Annotated in this window: 20 protein-coding genes; 16 read left to right on the top strand and 4 right to left on the bottom strand. The window is 45.1% G+C overall.

The genetic code is table 11. The annotated features are described in order from the left end of the window. Positions 1-203 precede the first annotated feature (203 nt). From VC188_RS10985 to VC188_RS10975, 3 genes are read left to right on the top strand one after another with little or no spacing between them, the layout of a single operon-like run. A complete protein-coding gene (locus VC188_RS10985; protein ID WP_215319997.1) occupies positions 204-509 on the top strand; it encodes a YciI family protein in 306 nt (101 codons plus the stop codon). A gap of 60 nt (positions 510-569) precedes the next feature. Next, on the top strand, positions 570-926 hold the full coding sequence (locus VC188_RS10980; protein WP_323483997.1) for a toxin-antitoxin system TumE family protein: 357 nt from the start codon (positions 570-572) through the stop codon (positions 924-926). Continuing rightward, a complete protein-coding gene (locus VC188_RS10975) occupies positions 923-1273 on the top strand; it encodes a helix-turn-helix domain-containing protein (protein WP_072583575.1) in 351 nt (116 codons plus the stop codon). The genes VC188_RS10980 and VC188_RS10975 overlap by 4 nt, the downstream gene beginning before the upstream one ends. Position 1274: 1 nt before the next feature. Here the strand turns inward: VC188_RS10975 and VC188_RS10970 are convergent, their stop codons facing one another. Next, positions 1275-1868, bottom strand: a complete 594-nt coding sequence (locus VC188_RS10970) for a DUF1080 domain-containing protein (protein ID WP_323483996.1) — start codon at positions 1866-1868, stop codon at positions 1275-1277. A gap of 77 nt (positions 1869-1945) precedes the next feature. Between VC188_RS10970 and VC188_RS10965 the strand changes: the two genes are divergently transcribed. The 10 genes from VC188_RS10965 to VC188_RS10920 all read left to right on the top strand — a co-directional run bounded on the left by VC188_RS10965 (position 1946) and on the right by VC188_RS10920 (position 14720). Further along, positions 1946-4366 carry a DUF748 domain-containing protein gene (locus tag VC188_RS10965; RefSeq protein WP_323483995.1) on the top strand — a complete coding sequence of 807 codons (2421 nt, stop codon included), beginning with the start codon at positions 1946-1948 and terminating at the stop codon, positions 4364-4366. Between the two features lie 10 nt (positions 4367-4376). Further along, positions 4377-4601, top strand: a complete 225-nt coding sequence (locus VC188_RS10960; RefSeq protein WP_323483994.1) for a hypothetical protein — start codon at positions 4377-4379, stop codon at positions 4599-4601. A gap of 205 nt (positions 4602-4806) precedes the next feature. Continuing rightward, complete coding sequence (locus VC188_RS10955) at positions 4807-6609, top strand: NAD(P)H-dependent oxidoreductase subunit E (RefSeq protein ID WP_323483993.1); 1803 nt, start codon at positions 4807-4809, stop codon at positions 6607-6609. Positions 6610-6650: 41 nt separating this feature from the next. Continuing rightward, a complete protein-coding gene (fdhF, locus tag VC188_RS10950; protein ID WP_323483992.1) occupies positions 6651-9545 on the top strand; it encodes a formate dehydrogenase subunit alpha in 2895 nt (964 codons plus the stop codon). Between the two features lie 105 nt (positions 9546-9650). After that, positions 9651-9893, top strand: a complete 243-nt coding sequence (locus tag VC188_RS10945; RefSeq protein ID WP_323483991.1) for a PbsX family transcriptional regulator — start codon at positions 9651-9653, stop codon at positions 9891-9893. After that, complete coding sequence (gene mazF / locus VC188_RS10940) at positions 9893-10234, top strand: endoribonuclease MazF (RefSeq protein ID WP_323483990.1); 342 nt, start codon at positions 9893-9895, stop codon at positions 10232-10234. Before VC188_RS10945 ends, mazF begins: the two co-directional genes overlap by 1 nt. Before the next feature lie 271 nt (positions 10235-10505). Next, positions 10506-12164 carry an L-aspartate oxidase gene (gene nadB / locus VC188_RS10935; protein ID WP_323483989.1) on the top strand — a complete coding sequence of 553 codons (1659 nt, stop codon included), beginning with the start codon at positions 10506-10508 and terminating at the stop codon, positions 12162-12164. A 67-nt stretch (positions 12165-12231) separates the two neighbouring features. Then, positions 12232-13611, top strand: coding sequence for a TAXI family TRAP transporter solute-binding subunit (locus VC188_RS10930; protein WP_323483988.1), 1380 nt, complete (start codon positions 12232-12234; stop codon positions 13609-13611). A 400-nt stretch (positions 13612-14011) separates the two neighbouring features. Next, positions 14012-14389 (top strand): type II toxin-antitoxin system RelE/ParE family toxin, encoded by a 378-nt coding sequence (locus tag VC188_RS10925; protein WP_216243596.1) that lies wholly within the window; start codon positions 14012-14014, stop codon positions 14387-14389. Next, complete coding sequence (locus VC188_RS10920) at positions 14382-14720, top strand: helix-turn-helix domain-containing protein (RefSeq protein ID WP_076024163.1); 339 nt, start codon at positions 14382-14384, stop codon at positions 14718-14720. The genes VC188_RS10925 and VC188_RS10920 overlap by 8 nt, the downstream gene beginning before the upstream one ends. Positions 14721-14728: 8 nt before the next feature. Here VC188_RS10920 and nadC read toward each other — a convergent pair whose 3' ends face one another. Beyond that, positions 14729-15583: a carboxylating nicotinate-nucleotide diphosphorylase gene (gene nadC, locus VC188_RS10915; RefSeq protein ID WP_323483987.1), complete on the bottom strand. Its 855-nt coding sequence runs from the start codon at positions 15581-15583 to the stop codon at positions 14729-14731. Between the two features lie 15 nt (positions 15584-15598). After that, on the bottom strand, positions 15599-16726 hold the full coding sequence (gene nadA / locus VC188_RS10910) for a quinolinate synthase NadA (protein ID WP_323483986.1): 1128 nt from the start codon (positions 16724-16726) through the stop codon (positions 15599-15601). A gap of 670 nt (positions 16727-17396) precedes the next feature. Here nadA and VC188_RS10905 point away from each other — a divergent pair. Genes VC188_RS10905 through VC188_RS10895 form a run of 3 tightly spaced genes read left to right on the top strand, consistent with a single transcriptional unit; the run spans position 17397 to position 20408 of the window. Beyond that, on the top strand, positions 17397-17612 hold the full coding sequence (locus VC188_RS10905; protein ID WP_323483985.1) for a hypothetical protein: 216 nt from the start codon (positions 17397-17399) through the stop codon (positions 17610-17612). 36 nt (positions 17613-17648) lie between these two features. Next, positions 17649-19748, top strand: coding sequence for a PAS domain-containing sensor histidine kinase (locus VC188_RS10900; protein WP_323483984.1), 2100 nt, complete (start codon positions 17649-17651; stop codon positions 19746-19748). 51 nt (positions 19749-19799) lie between these two features. Then, a complete protein-coding gene (locus VC188_RS10895; RefSeq protein ID WP_323483983.1) occupies positions 19800-20408 on the top strand; it encodes a response regulator transcription factor in 609 nt (202 codons plus the stop codon). A gap of 33 nt (positions 20409-20441) precedes the next feature. On the opposite strand, the gene VC188_RS10890 is transcribed toward VC188_RS10895, so the two are convergent. Then, positions 20442-22166 (bottom strand): ShlB/FhaC/HecB family hemolysin secretion/activation protein, encoded by a 1725-nt coding sequence (locus tag VC188_RS10890; protein WP_323483982.1) that lies wholly within the window; start codon positions 22164-22166, stop codon positions 20442-20444. Positions 22167-22350 lie beyond the last annotated feature (184 nt).

Genomic DNA, 22350 nt, shown 5'->3' with positions numbered 1-22350 from the left:
AAGACCGCCTGACTTTAGAAACTCTTTAACTACCTTTAGCTTGAACTGCTTGCTGTACTTGCTCATAAAACAAAACCCCCTTGGTTGGACATAGCGTCCAACTTTTGGGGGTCAGTTCAGAGGGTGGTTTTTTCTTTGGAACTTACCGTAATATCTTCCTAATTGAGATTCAAAAATAAAACCAATTAAAAGATGGAGAAAACATGATCTATGCAATTTTGTTGATGGATAAGCCTGGTACTGCTGACTTGCGAGTACAAATCCGACCAGAGCATCGCGCTTACTTGGCGCAACTTTCTGACCGCATGGCTTTTGCTGGACCGATGACTTCTGATGACGGTAAGACTACAGTTGGTAGCTTGCTCGCAATCGACTTTCCTAGCAGGGCAGATGTGGAAGCTTGGTTAAAGGATGAGCCCTATACCAAGGCGGGTGTTTATGAAAAGCCAATCATCCATGTATTTAATAATATGTGGGAGCAAAAAGCAGGCTTTCCGCCAGCAAAATAAACCCATAATTTAAGCGGGGCTGTTACTTTTGGTATATCATCTGGTGATATATCATGAGTGATGGGAAATCGTGGAGTTATCACTCTTTTAGATCTGCACCAAGAGGTCATTGATCAAGGCGATGGTTACTGGGTAAAGATTGAGGCTTGGGAGGTAGCTGTTAGCGAGGCAGTACCGCACGGGGTGCGCTATTCATTAACCTTGCACAACCCCAAAGGCTTGCGAATTTTGGGTTATGACAATGCTCATGCGGTAAGGTTTAGAGCAGGCTATTCAGGTAGAAAATTGGCATTCGATCACAGGCATCGTAGTTCAAGTGACCCAGGCGTTGTCTATGAGTTTAGGGATGCGCACCAACTCCTAAGTGATTTTTTTGTCGATGTTGATAAAGTCTTAAAGGTAGATAAAGATATATGAAAGTCATCAAAATAGGGATTGCATCACAAAAAGATATTCGGGCACGCGTCTTGGCCATTGCTAAAGGCGATCTAAAACCAAAAGCATCTGATCCGAAGATATGGTTTACCTCGATGCGTTCACTGGCGCAGGTATTGAGCGACGAAAACAGGGCTCTTTTACATGTCATTAGAGCAACTAAGCCTGTATCGATTTCTGAGTTGGCAGAGCTTACCGGAAGAAAGCAGGGGAACTTATCACGCACGCTAAAAACAATGTCTCATTACGGCTTAGTCAAAATGCTCCAAGAGGCCAAGGCCCTGAGGCCCGTGGCATGTGGCGATCGCTACGAAATCAGTATTCAATAATTTAAAGCGGCTTTATCTGTAGCTTTCTAAATTTAATGACGCCACCGGCAGATTGCAGGGCAATAGGTCCTTCAGAATATTTGCTATCTTGGCCATTAGCTACCGTGACTACACCATTCATCATGACCTTAAAGTTGGAGCCATTTGCAATAATCTCCATAGTGTTCCAGCGTCCACCGGCCTTAGGTACCGGGTCAACTTTAGCAACATCCACAATAGCGCCGGTTGCGTAAGCTTGTTCAGGACGGGTATCCCAAATATTAATTTCATAACAAGTGGATTGACTCACCTTGTTAGGGTCTTGGCAGCGAATGAAAATACCGCTATTCGTATTAGACTCTGCATAAAACTCAGCCTTGATGACAAAGTTTTTGTAAGTCTTAGTGCTGACTAAAAAACCATTGGGCTTATTGCCTTCGACAATGCCGTTACCAATGACCCAGTTGGCGCTACCAATAATGTTCCAGCCACTTAAGCTAACGCCATCAATCAGATCGGTAAAGCCATCAGAGTTTTGGGCGTTAGCAACACCACCCATCGATAGGGTGGTAAGGCACGTAATAGATAAGGCCAGTTTTTTGAGGAATGTTTTCATGGGTCTCCTGAGGGGGTATATTTATTATTCTGCGTTCATTTTCATTGTTACTGATATTGACCTATAAAGACAAGTAGATGCTTTCCCTCACAAACCCCCGAATAAAGCGATGGTCTCTCCTTTTGGCAGGATTTTTTATTCTGATAGCCGCCTTATTTTGGTTGGGAAGCCATTTGTTGTTGCCTGGATTGATTAAAAAGTCCCTTACTGAATATGGCAACACGATTGGTTATGAGATCTCCTATCAAGACCTCAGTCTTTCTCCATTGCGGCTGAGGGTGGAGCTTGATGGCCTCCACTTGGCAAAAGAGGGTGGCTCTAAATTACTGGAATTTAAAAAGCTGGCAATTACTCTCAAATGGACAAAGCTGGCTATAGGGGAGCTGGGCTTTGATGAGATTTTGTTGGAAGAACCTAAGGTGTTGGTCGAAAAGAGTCTAACTAAGGGCATTCACGCAGGGTCCTGGAATTGGCAGGAATTGATTGCCGCCGTTGAAAAGGCGATACCCCCTTCAGATCCCAAAGAATTCAAGAAGCCTCTCAAAATATCGATCGATGAAATTATCGTCAGTTCAGCTTCTTTAAGTTTGGTGGATGATTCGAGCAAATTAAAAGAATCACTCAACCCGTTTACGATGAGGTTGCTTGATGTAGCCAATTACGATAAGAATGGTTTGGTAACCGGGGTCCGTGGTCAATACGACTTTAATCTTGGTGCCTTGCAGTTCTTCATACCTGGAATCAATAAAACTATTGCGTATCGCCATGTTGCTATTACAGGTGGATTGGATAATCCTCAGCCAGGTAACTTAGGCGCGCAGCTCAACTTGAGGTTGGATGAGGGTGAGATACGATCACGCTGGGATTTCAATACCGGCTCGAAGTCAGTTAATGGCAAGTTAGAAATTCACAGTCTTGCAACCTCGCCAATCGTCGCTCTATTGCCGGCTAATAAAGAGCTCATCGGCACCAGTGGCTTGATGAACGCCGATCTAACTGTGAAAATAGGCGGTGAGACTGATTCAGTTGCGGGTGATATTCATATTTCAGACTTAGCAATACTGGAGAAGGGTCAAAAAAATCCTCTGATTGTTTGGAAGACGGCAGATATTCTTCAATTTGAATATCAATCAGTTAAGTTAAAGCAGGGTTCCAACAATAGTCTCGCGATAGATCAGTTGGCCATTGATGCACCAACCCTGCAATTTGAAATTAATGAAGAGGGCTTCTCAAACTTTAGAAGGTTATTTGCCAGGCGAACAATAGAATTAAAGTCCGAGCCTGTAGCTGGGTCTAAGGTGAGCACTATCTCCACATTTAATTTAGATATTCGATCCACTCTTCTGAAGAATGGCGAAGTGTACTTTTCAGATATGGCGATGCGTCCTAATTTCAAGGTGGATGTGAAGAGGTTCAATGCCACTCTTTTGGGGGTTAGCAATACTCCTGGTCGATTTGCCACTGTGGCGATGGATGGTATTGTTGCTGGCTCGGGAGGTATGCGAGTAAAGGGTCAAGCATCATTTGATGATCCACGACGCAATCATGACATCTTGATGAGTTTTAGAAACCTTCCGCTGACCGCCTTCAATCCAGCAGTGATGACATTCGCAGGCTATCAAATTACCAGTGGACGACTAAACCTCAATCTCAATTACAAAGCCAATGATGGCGAACTCAATGGAAGTAATCAGATCATTATTAAGAAGGTGGTGCTGGGTGATGAGGTGCCGGACTTTACTGGCAAAAAATTACCGCTAGGCTTAGCAATTGCTTTATTAGAAGACTCTGATGACACGATTGACGTAACGGTTCGCATCGCAGGCAATGTCGACTCCCCAGAATTTAGTGCCAGTGGTTTGGTTTGGCAGGCCATTAGTAATGTTCTAACAAACGTAGCAACAGCACCATTTAGAGCTCTTGCATCTATTTTAGGAATGGGTGGCGAAGAGGGTGTTAATGCTGTGCCTGGAGAAGCAGTCTTCCTGGTTGCTGATCAAGATCGCCTGGAAAAATTTGGCGAGTATTTGGTGAAGCGTCCGAACTCGAGCTTAGAGATCATTGGTACTTATGATCCTGTGCTGGATAAGAAAGAGCTTGCAAGAGCTAAGGCAGATAGCGCCATTTTGCAAGATGCCGGATTTAAGTTGGCACCTGGCGAACCAGTGCCCACTCCATCATTTACAGACCCGAAAGTACAGTCAGGCCTGAAGGCGGCATATGCCCAATACATAGGGCGCATCAAGCTTGGTCAACGTCTTTTGACTCTTCCAGATGGCGAGAAGCGCAATGAGCAACTGCATGAGGAGTTGATTTCTGGGATAGAGATCACTGATGTCGAGCTTCAGGAATTGGCAAAAAGTAGGGCGAAGACGGCCTACGGCTTCATGGTTAAGGCTGATCCAAGCCTAAAGGACCGTGTTCAGCTGGGAGATGTGAAGACTGTAGAGGTAGGAAAAGAGGGTATACCTCTCGATGTTGAGATCAGAATCAAGTAGACTTGAGGCCATGAATTCATCAAAATTGCGCATTATTTCTGTCGCCTCATTGATTGCTAGCCTTGGCCTAGTGGGTTGCGGCTCCATTGAATCAGCAGCCCAGGACGACTGTACTTCGATTGGCTGGCAAATTGGTAGTAAGGGTTACCAAGATTGCTACAAGGATAGGCTCTATGAGCGTAAGTTGGACTACTCCCTGCCTCCTGGTGACCAGCCTTCACCATCCCTCCTTTAGTAGGGTAAACCCTTTATATAAGTCCTTGAGCGCCGTCAAGGACTTAGGGGTATAAATAACCCAAAATAATGCGTTATTTTGCGTAATCATAACTAGCCAAGTATTTGGATTGGCAAGGTTTTTTTTGATGGGCAAAGTGTGACAACGCTCTGCATTGGTGCTGAGCACAAAATAGCAATAAATAGAAAATTAGAGACTACGAACTATGAATCATCCAAAGCCTTCTGGAGAAGTCAAAGCAGTTGCCGTTGCAACCGCAGATGATTTGAGGGAAACCATTCGCCGAAAGAGCAAATTGAAAGGACGTCAAGCAGACGATGTTTCCGTTGCTGAAGTTCGCCAGCTCATTGGTAATGCGCCACATCGTCGTGATCTATTAATTGAAAATCTTCACAAGCTTAATGATGAGTATCGCGCTTTGCATGATCGTCATTTAGTCGCGCTTGCTAAGGAAATGAATCTGCCGATGGCAGAAGTATATGAAGTAGCTACTTTCTATCATCACTTTGAAGTAGTGCGTGGAAACGATCCGGTAGCAGACATCCTTATTCGCGTTTGTGATGGTATTGCCTGTGAATTGGCGGGGGCACAAAATCTATTGGCCAAGTTGCCAAGTATCTTAGGTAATCCAAATATCAAAGTCGCCGCAGCTCCTTGCGTGGGACGTTGCGAGCAAGCCCCAGTAGCAGTAGTTCATCAATATCCAGTTCTGTTTGCAACGACAGACAAAGTACAGGCTGCTGTTAATAACAAGCTGACCACTCAGCCAATGGCTAAAGACGATGCCGTCTTTGATCCTGCTGCTTTGGCGGAGCAGGGCGTTTCTCCTCAGGGTGAGATGCAGGCTGTTTCTCCTGACTATGTTGGTTACGAGTCTTATCGTGCTCAAGGCGGTTACGCTTTGGCTAAAGAAATTTTCGAAGGCAAGAAGGACGCTGAAAGCATCATCAAGGCAATGGAAAGCTCTGGCTTACGTGGCTTAGGCGGTGCAGGATTCCCGGCGGGTCGCAAATGGCGCATTGTGAAAGATCAAGTAGCACCTAAATTGATGGCAGTGAACATCGACGAAGGTGAACCAGGAACATTTAAAGATCGCACTTACTTAGAGCGCGATCCACATCGCTTCTTAGAAGGCCTGTTAATTGCAGCCAGCGTGGTTGGTATTGATGCTTGCTATATCTATTTGCGTGATGAGTACCACGGCTGCCGTGAGTTACTTGAAGCTGAATTAGCAAAACTCAAAGCTAATCCGCCTTTTGCATTGCCGAATATTGAATTACGTCGTGGTGCTGGTGCTTATATTTGCGGTGAAGAATCTGCCATGATTGAAAGTATCGAAGGTAAACGTGGTGAGCCGCGTATGCGCCCTCCATATATTGCACAAGTCGGTTTGTTTGGACGCCCAACCCTAGAGCACAACTTTGAGACGCTGTACTGGGTGCGCGATATCGTTCAGCGTGGGCCAGAGTGGTTTAGTTCTTTTGGTCGTCATGATCGCAAAGGCTTACGTAGCTTTAGCGTTAGTGGTCGCGTGAATAAACCAGGTGTCAAGTTGGCACCAGCCGGTATCACTATTCAAGAATTGATTGATGAGTATTGTGGTGGCATGCAAGATGGCCACAAGTTCTATGGTTATTTACCTGGTGGCGCATCCGGCGGTATTTTGCCGGCGACCATGAATGACATCCCGCTCGACTTTGATACTTTGCAACCTTATGGATGCTTTATTGGTTCTGCTGCAGTCATGGTGTTTAGCGACAAAGACAAAGCGCGCGATATGGCATTGAACGTGATGCATTTCTTTGAACATGAGAGCTGCGGTCAATGTACACCTTGCCGTGTTGGCACAGGTAAAGCAGCCAAGTTGATGCAAGCCAAGTCATGGGATCAAGAAACCTTAGAGGACTTAGCCACCGTGATGGTTGATGCTTCTATTTGTGGTCTTGGCCAAGCGGCACCAAACCCTATTCGTTGTATTCATAAATATTTCCCTGAAGAAGTTGCATAAGGAAGTCACTTAAATAATATTCAGGGAATAACGAGACAAACATGAACGCACCCACAAATCCAAAAGAACTCGAATTACAAACCGTTGAGTTCAAGCTAGACGGCAAAACGATCGTTTCGTATGAAGGCGAAACGATTCTTAAGGCTGCCAAACGACACGGTATTGATATTCCACATCTATGCTTTAAAGATGGTTACCGTCCTGACGGTAACTGCCGTGCATGCGTAGTGGAAATTAATGGCGAGCGTACATTAGCGCCAAGCTGCTGTAGAAGTGCTACTCCAGGAATGGATGTGAAGGCTAATAGCGAGCGTGCTGTTAAGAGCCAGAAGCTGGTTCTGGAGATGTTGCTCTCCGATATGCCTGATGAAGGCTTTAAGTGGGTTGGCGATAGCAAAGAAGAAGAGCAACAAAACCAGCATGGTGAGCTGAGTACTTGGGCTGCCCGTATGGATGTGACTGTTCGTCCGGAACTCAAAGCATTGCGTCGTGAAAAAGTTAGTAGTGATATCTCCCATCCAGCGATGGCTGTGAATTTGGATGCATGCATTCAATGTAATCGCTGTGTACGTGCTTGTCGTGAAGAGCAAGTTAATGATGTGATCGGTTACGCCATGCGTGGCGGTCACAGTGAGATCGTATTCGACTTAAATGATCCGATGGGTGACAGTACTTGCGTTGCCTGTGGCGAGTGTGTACAAGCTTGCCCAACGGGTGCATTGATGCCTAAGGGTTTAATTGGTTCACAAACAGTTGATCGCAAAGTTGATTCTGTTTGCCCGTTCTGTGGCGTTGGTTGTCAAATTACGTACAACGTTAAAGATGAAAAGATTGTCAGCGTTGAAGGTCGTGATGGCCCAGCCAATCACAATCGTCTATGCGTTAAAGGTCGCTTCGGTATGGACTACATCCATAACCCACAACGCCTCACCAAACCATTAATTCGTAAAGCGGGTGTTGCTAAAGATGAGTCTATGCTTGAAGGTAAGCAAGATTGGTCCGATATCTTCCGTGAAGCAAGCTGGGAAGAAGCTCTGGAATTTGCTGCTGGCGGCCTGAAGAAGTTAAAAGATCAGCATGGTTTAAAAGTCTTGGCTGGCTTTGGTTCTGCCAAGGGCAGCAATGAAGAGGCTTATCTCTTCCAAAAGTTGGTTCGTACCGGTTTTGGTAGTAATAACGTCGACCACTGTACTCGACTATGTCACGCTTCCTCGGTAGCCGCGCTTCTCGAGGGCGTTGGTTCTGGTGCGGTAAGTAATCAGGTTAATGATGTTGAGCATTCCAGTTTGATTTTCTTGATTGGCTCTAATCCAACTGCTAACCATCCTGTAGCAGCTACCTGGTTTAAGAATGCCGCTAAACGTGGCGCCAAAATTGTCTTGTGTGATCCACGTGCGACTGAAATCAGTAAGCATGCCTGGCGCACGATGCAATTTAAGCCAGATACGGATGTGGCGATGCTTAATGCCATGATTTACACAATTATTGAAGAAGGTCTGGTTGATAAAGACTTTATTCAAAATCGTTCCAATAATTTTGAAGCCTTAAAAGAAAACATTAAAGGCTACAGCCCTGAAGCAATGGCGCCAATCTGCGGTATTCCTGCAGAAACATTGCGTGAAGTTGCTAGAGAATTCGCTACTACTAAGTCTGCAATGATTTTGTGGGGCATGGGCGTAAGTCAACACGTTCACGGTACTGATAATGCCCGCTGCTTAATCGCTTTGGTGAGTATCACTGGTCAAATTGGTAAGTCTGGATCAGGATTGCATCCATTGCGCGGTCAGAATAATGTGCAAGGCGCTAGTGATGCTGGTTTGATTCCAATGATGTTCCCGAACTATCAGCGTGTTGATAATCCAGAAGCACATGCTTGGTTTGAGAAGTTCTGGGGTACACCATTAGATAAAAAACCTGGCTATACCGTTGTGGAGATCATGCATAAGATCACTGCTCCTGATTCCGATCCGGACAAGATTCGCGGTATGTACGTCGAAGGTGAAAACCCTGCGATGAGTGACCCCGATTTGAATCATGCTCGTCATGCATTAGCGGCTCTTGAGCACTTGGTCGTACAAGATATCTTCATGACGGAGACAGCATTGCTTGCTGACGTAGTACTGCCTGCAAGTGCTTGGCCTGAAAAAGTTGGCACAGCTAGCAATACTGACCGTATGGTTCAGATGGGTAAGAAAGCGATTAACCCTCCTGGTGACGCAAAGCCTGACTTGTGGATTATTCAAGAGATTGCTAAAGGCATGGGTCTATCCTGGAATTACCAAGGCCCTGATGCCGGTGTTGCTGAGGTTTATGACGAAATGCGTCAAGCAATGCATGGTGCCATCAACGGCATTACTTGGGAGCGCCTAGAAAAAGAATCTAGCGTTACCTATCCATGCTTATCTGCCGAAGATCCAGGACGTCCAATTGTCTTTAATGACAAGTTTGATACCAAAGATGGACGAGTGAAGTTAGTGCCGGCCGATATCATTCCGGCGAATGAGCGTCCTGATGCTGAATATCCATTTGTATTGATTACTGGTCGTCAGTTAGAGCATTGGCATACCGGCAGTATGACGCGTCGTGCCACTGTGCTCGATGCGATTGAACCTATGGCTACTGTATCGATGAATGGTGAAGATATGACCCAGTTAGGCGTTACAGCGGGCGATGTAATCACCGTTCAGTCTCGTCGTGGCGAGGTTGGTATTCACGTGAGAAGAGACGACGGTACACCAAGGGGTGTGATCTTTATCCCGTTTGCTTACTACGAGGCTGCGGCTAACTTGATCACCAATTCAGCGCTAGATCCATTTGGCAAGATTCCGGAGTTTAAGTATTGCGCTGTGAAGCTGGCTAAAGGCGGAGAAGCAGCCAAGATCATGGGGTACGGTACAAATGCCCCAGGTGGATCTAAGGAAATGTCTAACGTTTAGCTTGAACAGACCCCTAAAACCCCGTCCTTGTGGCGGGGTTTTTCTTTTTGGCTTGCTTGAATTGGGTGATGTAGATACAATGTAGATACATTAAGAGGGGTTCATATGCAAACAATTATTAAAAAGTGGGGCAACAGTCCGGCTTTGCGTTTAAATGCTGCGGTGATGAAGTCCGCCCAATTGAATATTGATCAACTTGTTTCTGTAAAAGTGCAAAAGGGTCGAATTGTGATTGAGCCAATGGCTAAACAAGAGTATCCACTGGATGAGCTATTGTCCGGAATTACCGCTAAGAATTTGCATGATGAGGCCGACTTTGGTGGGCCCGTTGGCAAAGAGATTCTCTAATGGTTAGGGCTTACGTGCCAGAGGCTGGTGATGTAGTCTGGCTAGAGTTTGACCCTCAGGCGGGAAGGGAGCAGGCTGGTCATCGACCTGCTGTTGTCTTGACCCCAGAGGGTTACAACAAAAAAACAAATTTATTGGTTTGCTGCCCATTAACAACTCAGATTAAAGGTTACCCCTTTGAGGTGCTGGTTGAGATCGATGGGGTGCAATCTGTTATCTTGTCTGACCAAGTTAAGTCTCTGGATTGGAAAGTAAGAAAAGCAAAATATAAAAATACAGTGAATCCTGAGGCCCTCACTGAAGTAAGGGCTAAGGTGAAGTCTTTGCTCTCTATCGGTTAGGCAGCAAGTACCCAATGTTAGAGCGGAATTTATGTCGTTACGTGAAGACCATAATTGCTGAGAATGGTTATTCCGACGAAGAGCAGGCTCAATTCTTGACGCGATTGGAGCGCGCGTGCATAGATAATCCAGAGCTACCACCCACCTTTGTGGCTAACTGTCTTCTGTCGCTTTCTGAGTCTAAATTAGACGAATTGCTTCCTTTTGCGTCCTGTGACAAAGGAATTTAACGGCAACCCCTATTTCTAATGCCAGTTAGAATGAACCCCCTATGGCCAGTTCCAAACCCTCCTTAAATACCACTGCAAACGCCGATCTTCCTGTCCTTATTATTGGGGCTGGATTAGCCGGCTTAACCGTTGCCCTCCATATGGCTGAATCTCAGCCAGTGATTTTGATGGCTAAACGGGGCTTAGGAGAAGCTGCTACAGCTTGGGCACAAGGCGGCATTGTTGGGGTCGTTGATAAAGAACATGACAGTATTGATTCTCATGTGGCCGATACCTTAGACGCAGGTGCAGGACTTGTAGTGGAATCCACTGCACGCTATATCGCCGAAGAAAGCGCTGATGCAATTCGTTGGTTGGTAGATCAAGGCGTTCCATTCACAGAAGATAAATCCGGTCCAATGGGTTTGCACTTAACGCGTGAGGGCGGGCATAGTCATCGCCGTATTGCTCATGCCGCGGATGCTACTGGTAAAGCCATTCATGAAGTGCTGTTGGATAAAGCCAAAGAGCATAAAAATATTCAGATCTTGGAGCATTGGATTGCGCTTGATCTCATTACCAATCGTCAGCTAGATGCTAAGACGCAACGAACTAAACCAAATCGTTGTTATGGTGTGTATGCACTCGACATTAAAAACAATCGTGTAGAAACCATCGAAGCAAAGTCAGTGGTATTGGCTACAGGTGGCGTTGGTAAGGTCTATCGCTACACCAGCAACCCCGATACCGCTACAGGCGATGGCATTGCTATGGCTTGGCGCGCAGGTTGCCGAGTAGGCAATATGGAATTTATTCAATTTCATCCGACATGTCTGTATCACCCAAGTGACCGTACATTCCTGATTACCGAAGCCATGCGCGGTGAGGGTGGTCTGCTCAAACTGCCTGATGGCACACGCTTCATGCCTGACCACGATGATCGCCACGAATTAGCGCCGCGCGATATCGTTGCCCGTGCTATTGACTTTGAAATGAAGAAGCACGGCTTGGACTATGTCCATCTAGATGCTACACATTTAGGCGAAGCTTTTATTAAAGAACATTTCCCGATGATCTATGCGCGTTGCATGAGTCTCGGTTTAGATATCACCAAGGAGCCTATTCCGGTGGTGCCTGCTGCGCATTACACCTGTGGTGGCGTTGTGACAGACCTTAAAGGCCGCACGGATTTGCCTGGCCTCTACGCAGTTGGCGAAGCAACCTATACCGGTCTTCATGGCGCCAATCGTTTGGCAAGCAACTCATTATTAGAGTGCGTAGTCATTGGTAAGGCAGCAGCAGAAGACATATCCAATCTCAAGACCCCAGTGATGCCTGCTCTTCCTTTATGGGATGAGAGCCAGGTTGAAGATGCCGATGAACAAGTTGTTATTGCCCATAACTGGGATGAGTTACGCTCTTTGATGTGGAATTATGTTGGCATTGTGAGAACCAATCGTCGTCTTGAGCGGGCCCTACATCGCATTAAGCTGTTGCGCTATGAGGTGCAAGAGTATTACGCCAACTTCAAAGTAACGCGCGATTTAATTGAACTCAGAAACCTCTTGGAGTGCGCAGAGCTCATCGTGCGCTCAGCCTTGATGCGCAGAGAAAGTCGTGGACTACATTACAGCCGCGACTACCCAGGTACTTGGGCAGTTTCTTATCCGACTATCTTGACCCCTCAAGCCGAGGGCTCTGAGAGCGATTCAACCACATAAAAGCCCATTTCAACTGCTAAAAACAGGGTTTTTGATGATAAGCTAGCCATATCTTAAGAGGATTTTCATGGCCAGTTTTAAAGAAGAAGTCAGCGAACATATCTCTGCTGTTTATCAAACGGCAGCAGATGAAATCAAGAATTGGTTTAGTGCTTTAAGAGAAGTCTGGCCACTTGTTTTCTTATTAATTCTTGCCTTATCCATCCTGGTTTGGTATGCAAAGCCTGCGCCACCGAACAAAGTATTAATGGCAACTGGTACCGGTGGCTCCTACAAAGTCTTGGGTGAAAAATATAAGACCTATTTTGAGAAAAAGGGAATTAAGCTCGAACTGGTGGAGACCCATGGCTCTAAAGAAAATCTACAGCATTTAATTGATCGCAAGGATCTAATCCAAGCGGCCCTTGTTCAGGGCGGAATGATTGCAGCAGACAATCTCTCTGGTGTGGAATCCCTTGGTAGCGTTGACTATGAGCCAGTATGGATGTTTTACCGTAAGAACGCTTTTAATGAAAGTATTCATATATCCGATAGAGATATAGCCAAACTCAAAATCAATATAGGCCCGGTGGGAAGTGGAACGCGTACTCAGGCGCTGAATATTTTTAAACTCAATGGCTTGAATGGTGACGCCCCTAATTTACTCGGACTTGGCAATGCTGAAGGTGTTGATGCCTTGGTGCGCGGTGAAATCGATGCAGTTATTTTAGTGGATGGTTTTGATTCACCAAACGTACAAAGACTCATTAAAAACCCAGGAATTAAACTGGCTTCATTCACGCGTGCAGATGCCTATACCCGTTTGTTGCCATATTTTGAAGAAGTGACGGTGCCCATGGGCGGCTTTGATCTCGGGAAAAATATTCCGGATCATCCTATTCAATTGATCTCCACGACCACCAATCTCTTAATTGATAACCGCCTGCATCCTGCTATCCAAGTTTTATTTCTTGAGGCTGCCCGAGAAATTAACGGCAACAAATCCTATTTTTCTAAAGCGGGAGAGTTTCCGGCCTATATGAATACCGAAGCGCCATTGAGTGATGAGGCCAAGTTCTTCTATGAAAAAGGCACTCCGACATTAATGAAGTATTTGCCATTTTGGCTCGCCGAGTTCTTGGAGCGCATGTTCTTCCTCTTGCTTCCCTTTGCTGCTTTTGCTTACCCAGTCATTAAGTCAATACCGACTTACAGAACTAATCTTGCTAAGAAGCAAATTAACTCAATTTATAAAGAGCTGGATAAATTTGAGCAGAACACGATTCAAACCTTTGACCCTAATCGTCGCAGTGAATATATTGAGGTACTTAATGAGATGGAGCGAAGGGTGCTTGGCTCGAAGGCGGCCAAGCTAGCAACTGCGGATTGTTATAGCCTGCGAAACAATATTGAATTTATTCGCAACGCCCTGGAGAAGCAGGTTATATATAAGGGTAGGGAAGGGTAATTTAGTGCGTTTGCTCGCAAGCGTAAGTAATGTATTAAATCCCAGGGCACCCTGGCCCATTGGGTTTCAGGATTGTGTCTTGGGCTCTAGCTATATCGTCCAAAGCCCTTGCTATAAATTCAACATCTCCATTTGATTCCTCAATGCATGCTTGAAGATAGAGGGCCATCTCCTGGGGTGTGCGCAAATGTTCTGCCACATCATAGGGGCTTGTAGTTTTGTTTTTCATCTTCCCTCTCGCGTTGTAGATACCAGGCTTCTCACATGGCGCGCATAGCTTGTGTCATTTAACTCTATAGATTTGCACGGAATTCTTCTATAAATGCCGGTTACTTGCAACCCTAATTCATTGTCGGATACAATGTTATAGCACTGAGTGCTATACATTAAAATCTCGACTATGAAAATAGTCTTAAAAACAAAAACATTCGATCGTTGGGCAAGAAAAATTATTGGAGCTATAGAACTTTGTAATGCTGCTAGAGAGATTGAGCGAGGAGTTTATGAGGCTGACTTAGGTGGTGGGGTATGTAAAAAGAGAATCCCACTTCCAGGTCAGGGCAAAAGCGGGGGCATTCGCACTATTGTTGCCAAGAAAAACAAGGAAGCAATTATTTTTATCGTTGGCAGGGAAAAGAGTTATCCCGGCTCTGACTTTAGTAATGTGGAGCAAGAGGCGGCAACGATTATTGCTAAGTCATTCGAAAAGGCAGATAAAAATAGATTGCGGGTACTAGTTAGGGCTGGGATATTGAAGGAGCTAAATTGCAATGAGTAAAAAATTAAAATCTGAAGATAGAAGGGTGCTTGACGAGCTATTGGAAATGGCGCAGGCATTGGAGGAGCACGGTCTTTTAACTAAGCATGATTATGCAAAAATGAAGACCCTTTGCTTAGAAAAGCCACCATTATTTACACCTAAAAAAGTGACGGATATACGCATTCATCAAGCAAGAATGAGTCAATCCATTTTTGCCTCACTACTAAATGTAAGTGTCTCTACAGTTCAAAAATGGGAGTCGACAGGTTCTGGAAAACACCCTAGCGGTGCCGCTGCCAAGCTACTTCAGCTAATTGAAACTAAGGGTATTCAAGTGCTATTGGTATAACCAAATTGCTACAAAATCCGCATCGAGAAATCAACCGCATTCACATCCTTGGTGAGTTTTCCAAGGGAGATGCGATCAACGCCAGTGCTTGCAATGGCGCGCATTTGATCTAGGTTGATACCACCAGAGGCTTCCAGCAAAGCACGTCCAGCGGTAATGGCAACAGCTTGCTTCATTTGATCGGTATTGAAGTTATCAATCAAAATACTTTTCGCACCCGCAGCTAAAGCTTCTTCAAGTTCGGCAAAGTTTTCTACTTCAATCTGAATATCCACTCCAGCATTAAGTGCTTGAGCATTCTTTAAGGCTGCCGTAACACTGTCAGCAGCAGCAATATGATTCTCTTTAATCAAAATGCCGTGCCACAGTGCTAAACGTTGATTTTTCCCGCCACCAACGAGCACTGCATACTTCTGAGCCTGACGTAATCCCGGAACGGTTTTACGTGTATCCAATACCGCGCAGCCCTTTGGATTCGGGCTAGCACCTGCAATTGCATCAACGTGCTGACGTGTAATGCTAGCTGTCCAAGAAAGCGTTTGTAGGAAATTAATACAAGTACGTTCAGCAGAGAGCAGGGCTTGTGAGTCAGCTTCAATATCGCAAACCTTGGTATCGGGTTTCATCATGTCGCCCTCTAGGTAATGCCAAGTTACTTTGGAGTTGGGATCAAGCTTCTTGAGTGTGCCTTCAAACCAATCCACACCACAAAGTACAGCTTCTTGACGGACAATGAGCTGCGCCTTTACTGGTTTGCTTGGAACGAGCTTTGCAGTCCAATCACCAGTGCCAATATCTTCCATGAGCGCATCATGAATATTTCGTTGGCGAGCTTGCTCTAAGGTTTCGTTGTATTCAAACATATATCAATATAAAAATTAAGCGGCGCCAATATTTTTTACAAAGCCATGCTGCGCTTTAGCTAAAAGGTCAGGATGGTTTTTGGTGAAGTCGAGCATGCGCTCAATGCAACCTAAAGCCTCAACGCGAATAGGTTCTTCGATGAAGATTTCACCAGATTTGTTTTCTAGGCAATTCAAAATTCCTTGTAGGCCATTCATGGCCATCCAAGGGCAGTGCGCACAACTTTTACAAGTTGCACTATTGCCAGCAGTTGGCGCTTCAATCAGTTTCTTATTTGGGGCTAGCTGACGCATGCGATGCAAGATGCCGTTATCAGTAGCAACAATGTACTCAGTAGCAGTGCCTTCAACCACAGCCTTAATCATGGCAGAAGTAGAGCCTACAACGTCTGCAAGGTCAACGACTGCTTGCGGGGACTCTGGGTGAACCAAGATCATTGCGTTGGGGTGGGCGGCCTTCAAAAGTTCAAGCTCCACAGCTTTAAATTCATCATGAACAATGCAAGCACCATTCCATAACAGCATATCTGCACCGGTTTGCTCTTGAATGTAGCGACCCAAATGACGATCGGGTGCCCACAATATTTTTTTGCCTTCAACTTTGAGTTGATGCACGATCGCTAAAGCACAAGAACTGGTTACCATCCAATCGGCTTGGGCTTTGACTGCAGCGCTGGTATTTGCATACACCACGACAACGCGATCAGGATGCGCCGCTCTAAATGCTGCAAAGTCTGAAGCATCGCAACCAAGATCAAGCGAGCAGGTTGCATCGAGGTCGGGCATGAACACGCGTTTTTCAGGGCTAAGTATTTTTGCAGATTCACCCATGAAACGCACACCAGCGATGATTAAATTCTTGGCAGCGTGATTTTTGCCAAAGCGGGCCATCTCTAAAGAGTCAGCTACAAAACCACCAGTCTCAAATGCTAAATCTTGAATATCGCCATCGACATAGTAGTGAGCGATTAAGGCTGCATCTTTTTCAATCAAGAGTTGCTTGATGCGTGCAATCACAGCAGCCTTTTCAGAGCCATGAAGCTGCGGTGGAGTCTTGGCCCAAGCCTTGGCAGTACAAGTAACCCCAGCAGCATCTTGCTGAGGGTAATCAAAGGCAATTGGGGCGCTGACGGTTAAATTCATACTAAATCTTAACCTTTATTAAGAAATCAGATCAAAATCGACGTGCCTCTGTTTCATAGGCTAAACGGTTTATTCAAGATTCGAGGAATATTAAAAGAGCTTGTTTATGAAGCTCAAATTCCGGTGATGATGCTGGAGGATTGGCTAAAGCATACAGAGCTTATTTTCCCGCAAAGTAGCTAGTCACCCCATATTTGAACTCAAAATAAAAGGCGGTATATAGTGCACTTATACTGAGAATAGTGAGAATACTGAGTAAATTACCAATAAATAACGAGGTTTTATGCAAAACGATGTTTTCAAAAAGCTAGCACTCTTTTTTTGTGGGGTCATAAAAGCGTCACTGACGAGCATAATTTTGATACTTTGTCTCTTATTTGTTGGCCAGTCTTGCGCAATAGCCGCAGAATCTGTAGCTTATAAAAATTGGATAGTTGATATTACTAACAATACTACTGAGGCTCATACTGCTAATGACTCGGGCTCTTCTTTTGGCCTTTTTTGTAGTAGAGATTCTTGCTTATTTTATGTGCACCAAAATTTTGATTGTAAGCCTGGGGAAAAATATTATGCTTTAGTCAATAGTGGTGCTGTTAGTGGACCTATCTCTGTGGAGTGCGCAAAAATCAACGGTACTGTTTTTCAGATACTCGTACCCTTTAACCTAGTATTGGAAGCCAGTAAAAATGCAGAAGTAATTGGGTTTGCATTTCCTTTATCCAATGGCGCCTTTACAGTAGCGCGGTTTAGTTTGGCTGGTAGTGCTGAGGCAATGAAACGCACTCTAATAGAGGCAGCTAAGGCACATCAACCTGCTGCTCCAGCACCCAGCGAGCCCCCAATCAGCCCACCTGGTAGCAAGGGATTAAAAGATATTGTGATCTAATCGCCTCGCGGAGAATGGGTATTTAGTATTTTGACTATGGAAATTTTGCTCATCCTACTTGCGATTGCTGCTTTAAGCTATTTCAGCTACCTATTGCGCAAGTGGATTGTCGAAAAGGCGCCGTTTAATCAAGATATTCCGAGCGCTGCTTTCGAGATCAAAATCCCTACTAATCTAGTTCGTCAGGGGATTTTAGGTGCCACTGTAGCCCCCCGATTTTGCTTTGTCTCCGAACGATTTTTGTACTTCATGGATCTAGATAGAGACGCAATTCTCTCCCATTCAAAAGCCTTCTTGGATTTAATCCCTCAACCAGACCAAACTCGCTTTTTAGCTCAACTACAAGCCTGCGTCAAAGCGCGTAAAGATATCTACTGGGAGGGTATGGCGTATTGTCGTGGTGAATTAAGACATATTTCTTTTGAGGCCACGATTAAGCCACCCGCAATAGGCTCTCTTTTTTATCAGGGAGTTCTCACGGATTTAAGTCCCTTAAAAAATGCACTAGCCGACAACCTCGTGCTTGAACAAGAAACCGTAAAAATTTTACGAGAGCTGCCGATTCCCCATATGTGGACCAGTCTGGACCGAGACGGTAAAACTTTATTCGTGAATGCTAAATTCACGGAGATTTTTGGATATCAGATTGGCGATCTACCGACTATTTCTGATTGGTTTAGATTGGTTTACCCAAATACTGCTTATCGTGACCAAGTGCTGGCTTGGTGGAATGAGGTTTTGCCCAAGACGGTAGGGAATAATCAGGATCTTCCCCCCAGAGAATCCATGATCAAGGCAAAATCTGGCCAGATTTTAGATGTGATGATTAGCGCTACTGTTGTGCAGGGTTCTTTATGTCTATCTTTTCTAGATTTGACACAGAGAAAATTGACTGAAGGCCTTGCATTAAGCCTTACAGAAAATATCCCGATGGGCACCTATGCAATGGAGGTAACTGCTAGTAATAGCATGCGGTTTACCTTCTTAAGTAAGCGTTTCTTAAAGATGTTTGATATGGTGAAGGAGGCTGCATTAGCCGACCCCAATATCACCTTTAGCCGCCTTCATCCTGAGGAGTATGAACATTTCATTAGTCTTTATTTGGAATGTATCCGGGAAAAGCGCCCATTTAATTGGCAAGGCCGCATGCTCATTCAAGGACGGACTTATTGGTTTGAATTTGAAGCAATACCGAGAATGCTATCGAGTGGCTTGACTCTTTGGGAAGGGGTAGTTGCTGACCTGACTAGCAAAAAAGAGATTGAAAAGCAGAATATTGAACAGGCCATTGAGATTCATGCGGCCCAGCAAGAGCTAGAGAGACTAAAAGAGGTTGAAGACCTCAATGCCTCCTTGAAGAAAACGATTAGGGAGAAAAATAGACTGTTGAAGTCGATGACGACCGCTTTTAAAGCCAATAGCATGGGAAATATGATGCGCTCTATTGCCCATGAAATTAATAATCCGCTTGGGGCAATCAGCCTGACTGCTGAGCTCTTGCAAATAGAACTTGCCAGTATGAAAGCCCTTAACCTAGAAGATCAATTGGAGCGCTGTAATGAGTTAACTCAGTCCATCTTGGCGGATAGTCAAAGGGCGGGTGGGGTAGTTGCGCGGCTACGCAAACTCTTTGTTTATGGTGAGGAGGCCTTTGAGGAATTTGATCTTTCTATAACAATTAATGATGTTTGTAAATTACTCCATAAGGAGCTCATTGAGCATGAGGTTGCCCTTGAGGCAATCATTCCTCCAGGATGCAAAATCAAAGGAGATATTGGGCAAATTCAGATGGTGGTGCTAAACGCTATTAATAACGCAATAGAGGCCCTACAGCAGCTTAGCGAAAATCGCAAAATCATGATTAACCTGATTCACAAGGATCAAGAGATCATGATTGAGTTTAAGGATAATGGACCCGGCTTTCCAGAGGAGTTCTTGAAAAAAGGCCCCAGCTTATATCAAACGACTAAGAAGGATGGCATGGGTGTAGGGCTCTGGTTGAGCAAGACCATTTTAGAGAACCATGGCGGGAAATTGGAAATTCGCAATCAAAAAGAGGGGGGCGCTAAAACTACGCTCCATTTACCATTGTTGCCTGTCCCAACAAATTTGGAACTCTTTAATACCCAGCAGTAATCTGAAGTACGCAAGTCCTATTTTCACTAAATGAAATAGTAGAATGAGCGTATGCAAACAAATTGCCACATTTACATTGTTGATGATGATGACTCTATGAGGGTCTCCCTCGAGAGGGCCTTTGCAAGGACCGGCCATGAAATTCATGCTTTTGAGTCAGCACAGCTTTTTTTGAACCATTCTCCGCTGACTTCTCCTGCTGTTTTAGTGTTAGACATGAGCATGCCGGGGATGACTGGCTTACAGCTGCAGCAAGAATTAATGATTAAGCGTGAAAGTATCCCCATTATCTTTATTAGCGGGGATAGTGAAAAGGTCGACATCATTCAGGGTTTGAAAAATGGCGCAAGTGACTTCCTTCTCAAGCCTTTTCCACTTAATCAATTGCTTGTAGCTGTAGAGGCTGCCCTAAATTTAGAACTTGAAAAAGAAAAAACCCGCGGTTCTCAGCGGGCCTCATTAGAGGCATACGCCCGCTTGACCTACAGAGAGAAAGAGGTTTTCGCGCTGCTAGTCCAAGGAAAAATGAGTAAAGAAGTTGCCGAGGAACTGGCTATTACTCCCGCCACGGTTAAGATCTTTAAGGCCAATGTCATGAAAAAAATGGAAGTTGATAGCATTGCAGACTTAGTACAGATTGCTATTGCGAATAAGCTTTAAGCAAGCTACAGCTTAAATAAACTGAACTTAAGCCTAGAAGTTATAAGCTGCACTAAACCATCCCAAGGGCTTAGTAGTAGTGCTATCCACATTGACTGCTTGTCCGCTAGAGTTATACAGTGGGTTTTTACCTATAGCCCAAGCAACCATGCCAAGTAAGGCCCAGCCCCCAGAGTTCCATTTCAGACTTAAGCCAGTACCACTGAGTGAGTAGGTGTTATTAGCGTTTGTTAAACCTTTTAGAGCTGTATAGGCAGCGTTAGTGCGATATTGCTGCACAAGACCATAGTCGTAAAAGGCTGAAATCGTGTAGTTGTCCCACAATTTATGATTGATATCGAGGCTAGCTACACCACCCTGTGCGCCGCCACTTTGCGCAACTGGATACGCTCGGACAGCCTGCGGGCCACCTAGATAGAACAACTCAGAGGACACTAGGTTGGAAGATGCAAATTGACCATTCACAACCAGAGTCGCCGCATTCAACCCATCTTCAGTTAATTGTTGACTACGACTTAGCGTGAAGTTCAACTTGTTGTAACTGTTTGGGATGTAGACCCCATAATTTGAGGGGCTCGTTGGGGAAATAGCCACGTTACCACTCTCTGCAACCAGGTATGCCGATGAAGATCCGCCACCCGCAAAGCTATCGGCATGATTGGCAGATAAGCCAAAGGTCGCCGAGTTAGTACTGTAGGCACTGCTGACTGTGTTACCGGTGATATTGTAGTTGGTGTAGTAGCTCAGAAAGTAGCCTGCATTCAGGCTGACATTGGTTTGCTCTGAGCGTATTAGGGGGTATGTCACGTTCGGGCTTGCCGTCCAAGCAGTGCCATAACCTCCGTTGGGGTATTTATAGTTGCTCACATTGGTGTAATTTAGGTAGGTGGCATTGACCCCAGCCTTAAATCCGTCGTAACCGATTGGCGCCAAATAAGTGACCTGACCAAACTGAGAGCCTACAGAGCTAATGACGCTAAGGCCTGCTTGATCGCCAATGCCGAGGGGGTCCGAGAGCTGTAATCCTGCTACAGCCTGATTTGCACCAGTCAAGCGGCTGCCATAGTTATTGATTTCCAAGCGCTCAGTGGCTAACCGGTCATCACTCAGGTCCATTTTTACGCTAACTTCTCCATCGTTATCACCCGGTTCTAGACTGCTGCGCACGACTAAACCAGGCGTTTCCTTAAGCAAAATTAAAGAATTCTGCAGTTTATCGTTATTGAGTAACTCGCCGATTGGATTTTTATTGGTAATGTATTTTTTGGCCTCTTCAGGCGAAAAGCGAGTTGGGCCATCGGGTTGGTTGATTATTACACTGCCCAGTTTTGCCTCTGTAATCAGAATACGCACTTGGCCTTGACTGATTTTCTGGGGGGGTAATAAAGCCTGAGCATTCAGTCCGTTTTTCTGATAGAGCTCCATGATGGCATCACAAGCATTCTGTAGCTCATCAAAATCAACGGATTGATCTAACCATGGCTTGAGAACTTCTTGAACTTTTTCCTCTGGAATCGCCTTAACCCCCTCTAAGATAAATTGACGAACAGTAAAGCGAGGCCCTTTATCTTTGACTGTTTCAGATGGCTTGGCATCGGGTACCGTAACTTTCGGAAGTTGTGAATTAGGCTCTGTCAGCTGGCGTTGGTAATTCCGTTGCAAGGCACCTGCGTCTACTTGCGCTTTTACAGGAAGAGCAGAGAGGAGTAGGGCCGCAAAGAGGGGAAATTTAATAACACGAGAAGTTTGGTTTTTCAAAATACTAAACATTCTTAAAAGGATTAAATGCAAAAGCAAAATATTGATTGATGAATCGGACCCTGTAAATATTTCTGTGTAAGTTCACCGCGGGGCTATTGGTGAGCGCTGATGCGTTCACCAAATTCTATATCAAATCGATTGAGCGCTGCTCTCCAGTTCCGAATCGGCATCGTCCATCTCT

Origin of the sequence: Polynucleobacter sp. MG-28-Ekke-A2, assembly GCF_035012985.1 — a bacterium.
Classification (GTDB): Bacteria; Pseudomonadota; Gammaproteobacteria; order Burkholderiales; family Burkholderiaceae; genus Polynucleobacter.
The sequence above is the reverse complement of the archived record's forward strand: the minus strand, read 5'-3'. Positions and strand labels throughout refer to the sequence as shown.

Coding starts and splice junctions, on each gene's coding strand:
- VC188_RS10985 (WP_215319997.1), top strand. CDS start 204: ATGATCTATGCAATTTTGTTGATGGATAAGCCTGGTACTGCTGACTTG.
- VC188_RS10980 (WP_323483997.1), top strand. CDS start 570: ATGGGAAATCGTGGAGTTATCACTCTTTTAGATCTGCACCAAGAGGTC.
- VC188_RS10975 (WP_072583575.1), top strand. CDS start 923: ATGAAAGTCATCAAAATAGGGATTGCATCACAAAAAGATATTCGGGCA.
- VC188_RS10970 (WP_323483996.1), bottom strand. CDS start 1,868: ATGAAAACATTCCTCAAAAAACTGGCCTTATCTATTACGTGCCTTACC.
- VC188_RS10965 (WP_323483995.1), top strand. CDS start 1,946: ATGCTTTCCCTCACAAACCCCCGAATAAAGCGATGGTCTCTCCTTTTG.
- VC188_RS10960 (WP_323483994.1), top strand. CDS start 4,377: ATGAATTCATCAAAATTGCGCATTATTTCTGTCGCCTCATTGATTGCT.
- VC188_RS10955 (WP_323483993.1), top strand. CDS start 4,807: ATGAATCATCCAAAGCCTTCTGGAGAAGTCAAAGCAGTTGCCGTTGCA.
- fdhF (WP_323483992.1), top strand. CDS start 6,651: ATGAACGCACCCACAAATCCAAAAGAACTCGAATTACAAACCGTTGAG.
- VC188_RS10945 (WP_323483991.1), top strand. CDS start 9,651: ATGCAAACAATTATTAAAAAGTGGGGCAACAGTCCGGCTTTGCGTTTA.
- mazF (WP_323483990.1), top strand. CDS start 9,893: ATGGTTAGGGCTTACGTGCCAGAGGCTGGTGATGTAGTCTGGCTAGAG.
- nadB (WP_323483989.1), top strand. CDS start 10,506: ATGGCCAGTTCCAAACCCTCCTTAAATACCACTGCAAACGCCGATCTT.
- VC188_RS10930 (WP_323483988.1), top strand. CDS start 12,232: ATGGCCAGTTTTAAAGAAGAAGTCAGCGAACATATCTCTGCTGTTTAT.
- VC188_RS10925 (WP_216243596.1), top strand. CDS start 14,012: ATGAAAATAGTCTTAAAAACAAAAACATTCGATCGTTGGGCAAGAAAA.
- VC188_RS10920 (WP_076024163.1), top strand. CDS start 14,382: ATGAGTAAAAAATTAAAATCTGAAGATAGAAGGGTGCTTGACGAGCTA.
- nadC (WP_323483987.1), bottom strand. CDS start 15,583: ATGTTTGAATACAACGAAACCTTAGAGCAAGCTCGCCAACGAAATATT.
- nadA (WP_323483986.1), bottom strand. CDS start 16,726: ATGAATTTAACCGTCAGCGCCCCAATTGCCTTTGATTACCCTCAGCAA.
- VC188_RS10900 (WP_323483984.1), top strand. CDS start 17,649: ATGGAAATTTTGCTCATCCTACTTGCGATTGCTGCTTTAAGCTATTTC.
- VC188_RS10895 (WP_323483983.1), top strand. CDS start 19,800: ATGCAAACAAATTGCCACATTTACATTGTTGATGATGATGACTCTATG.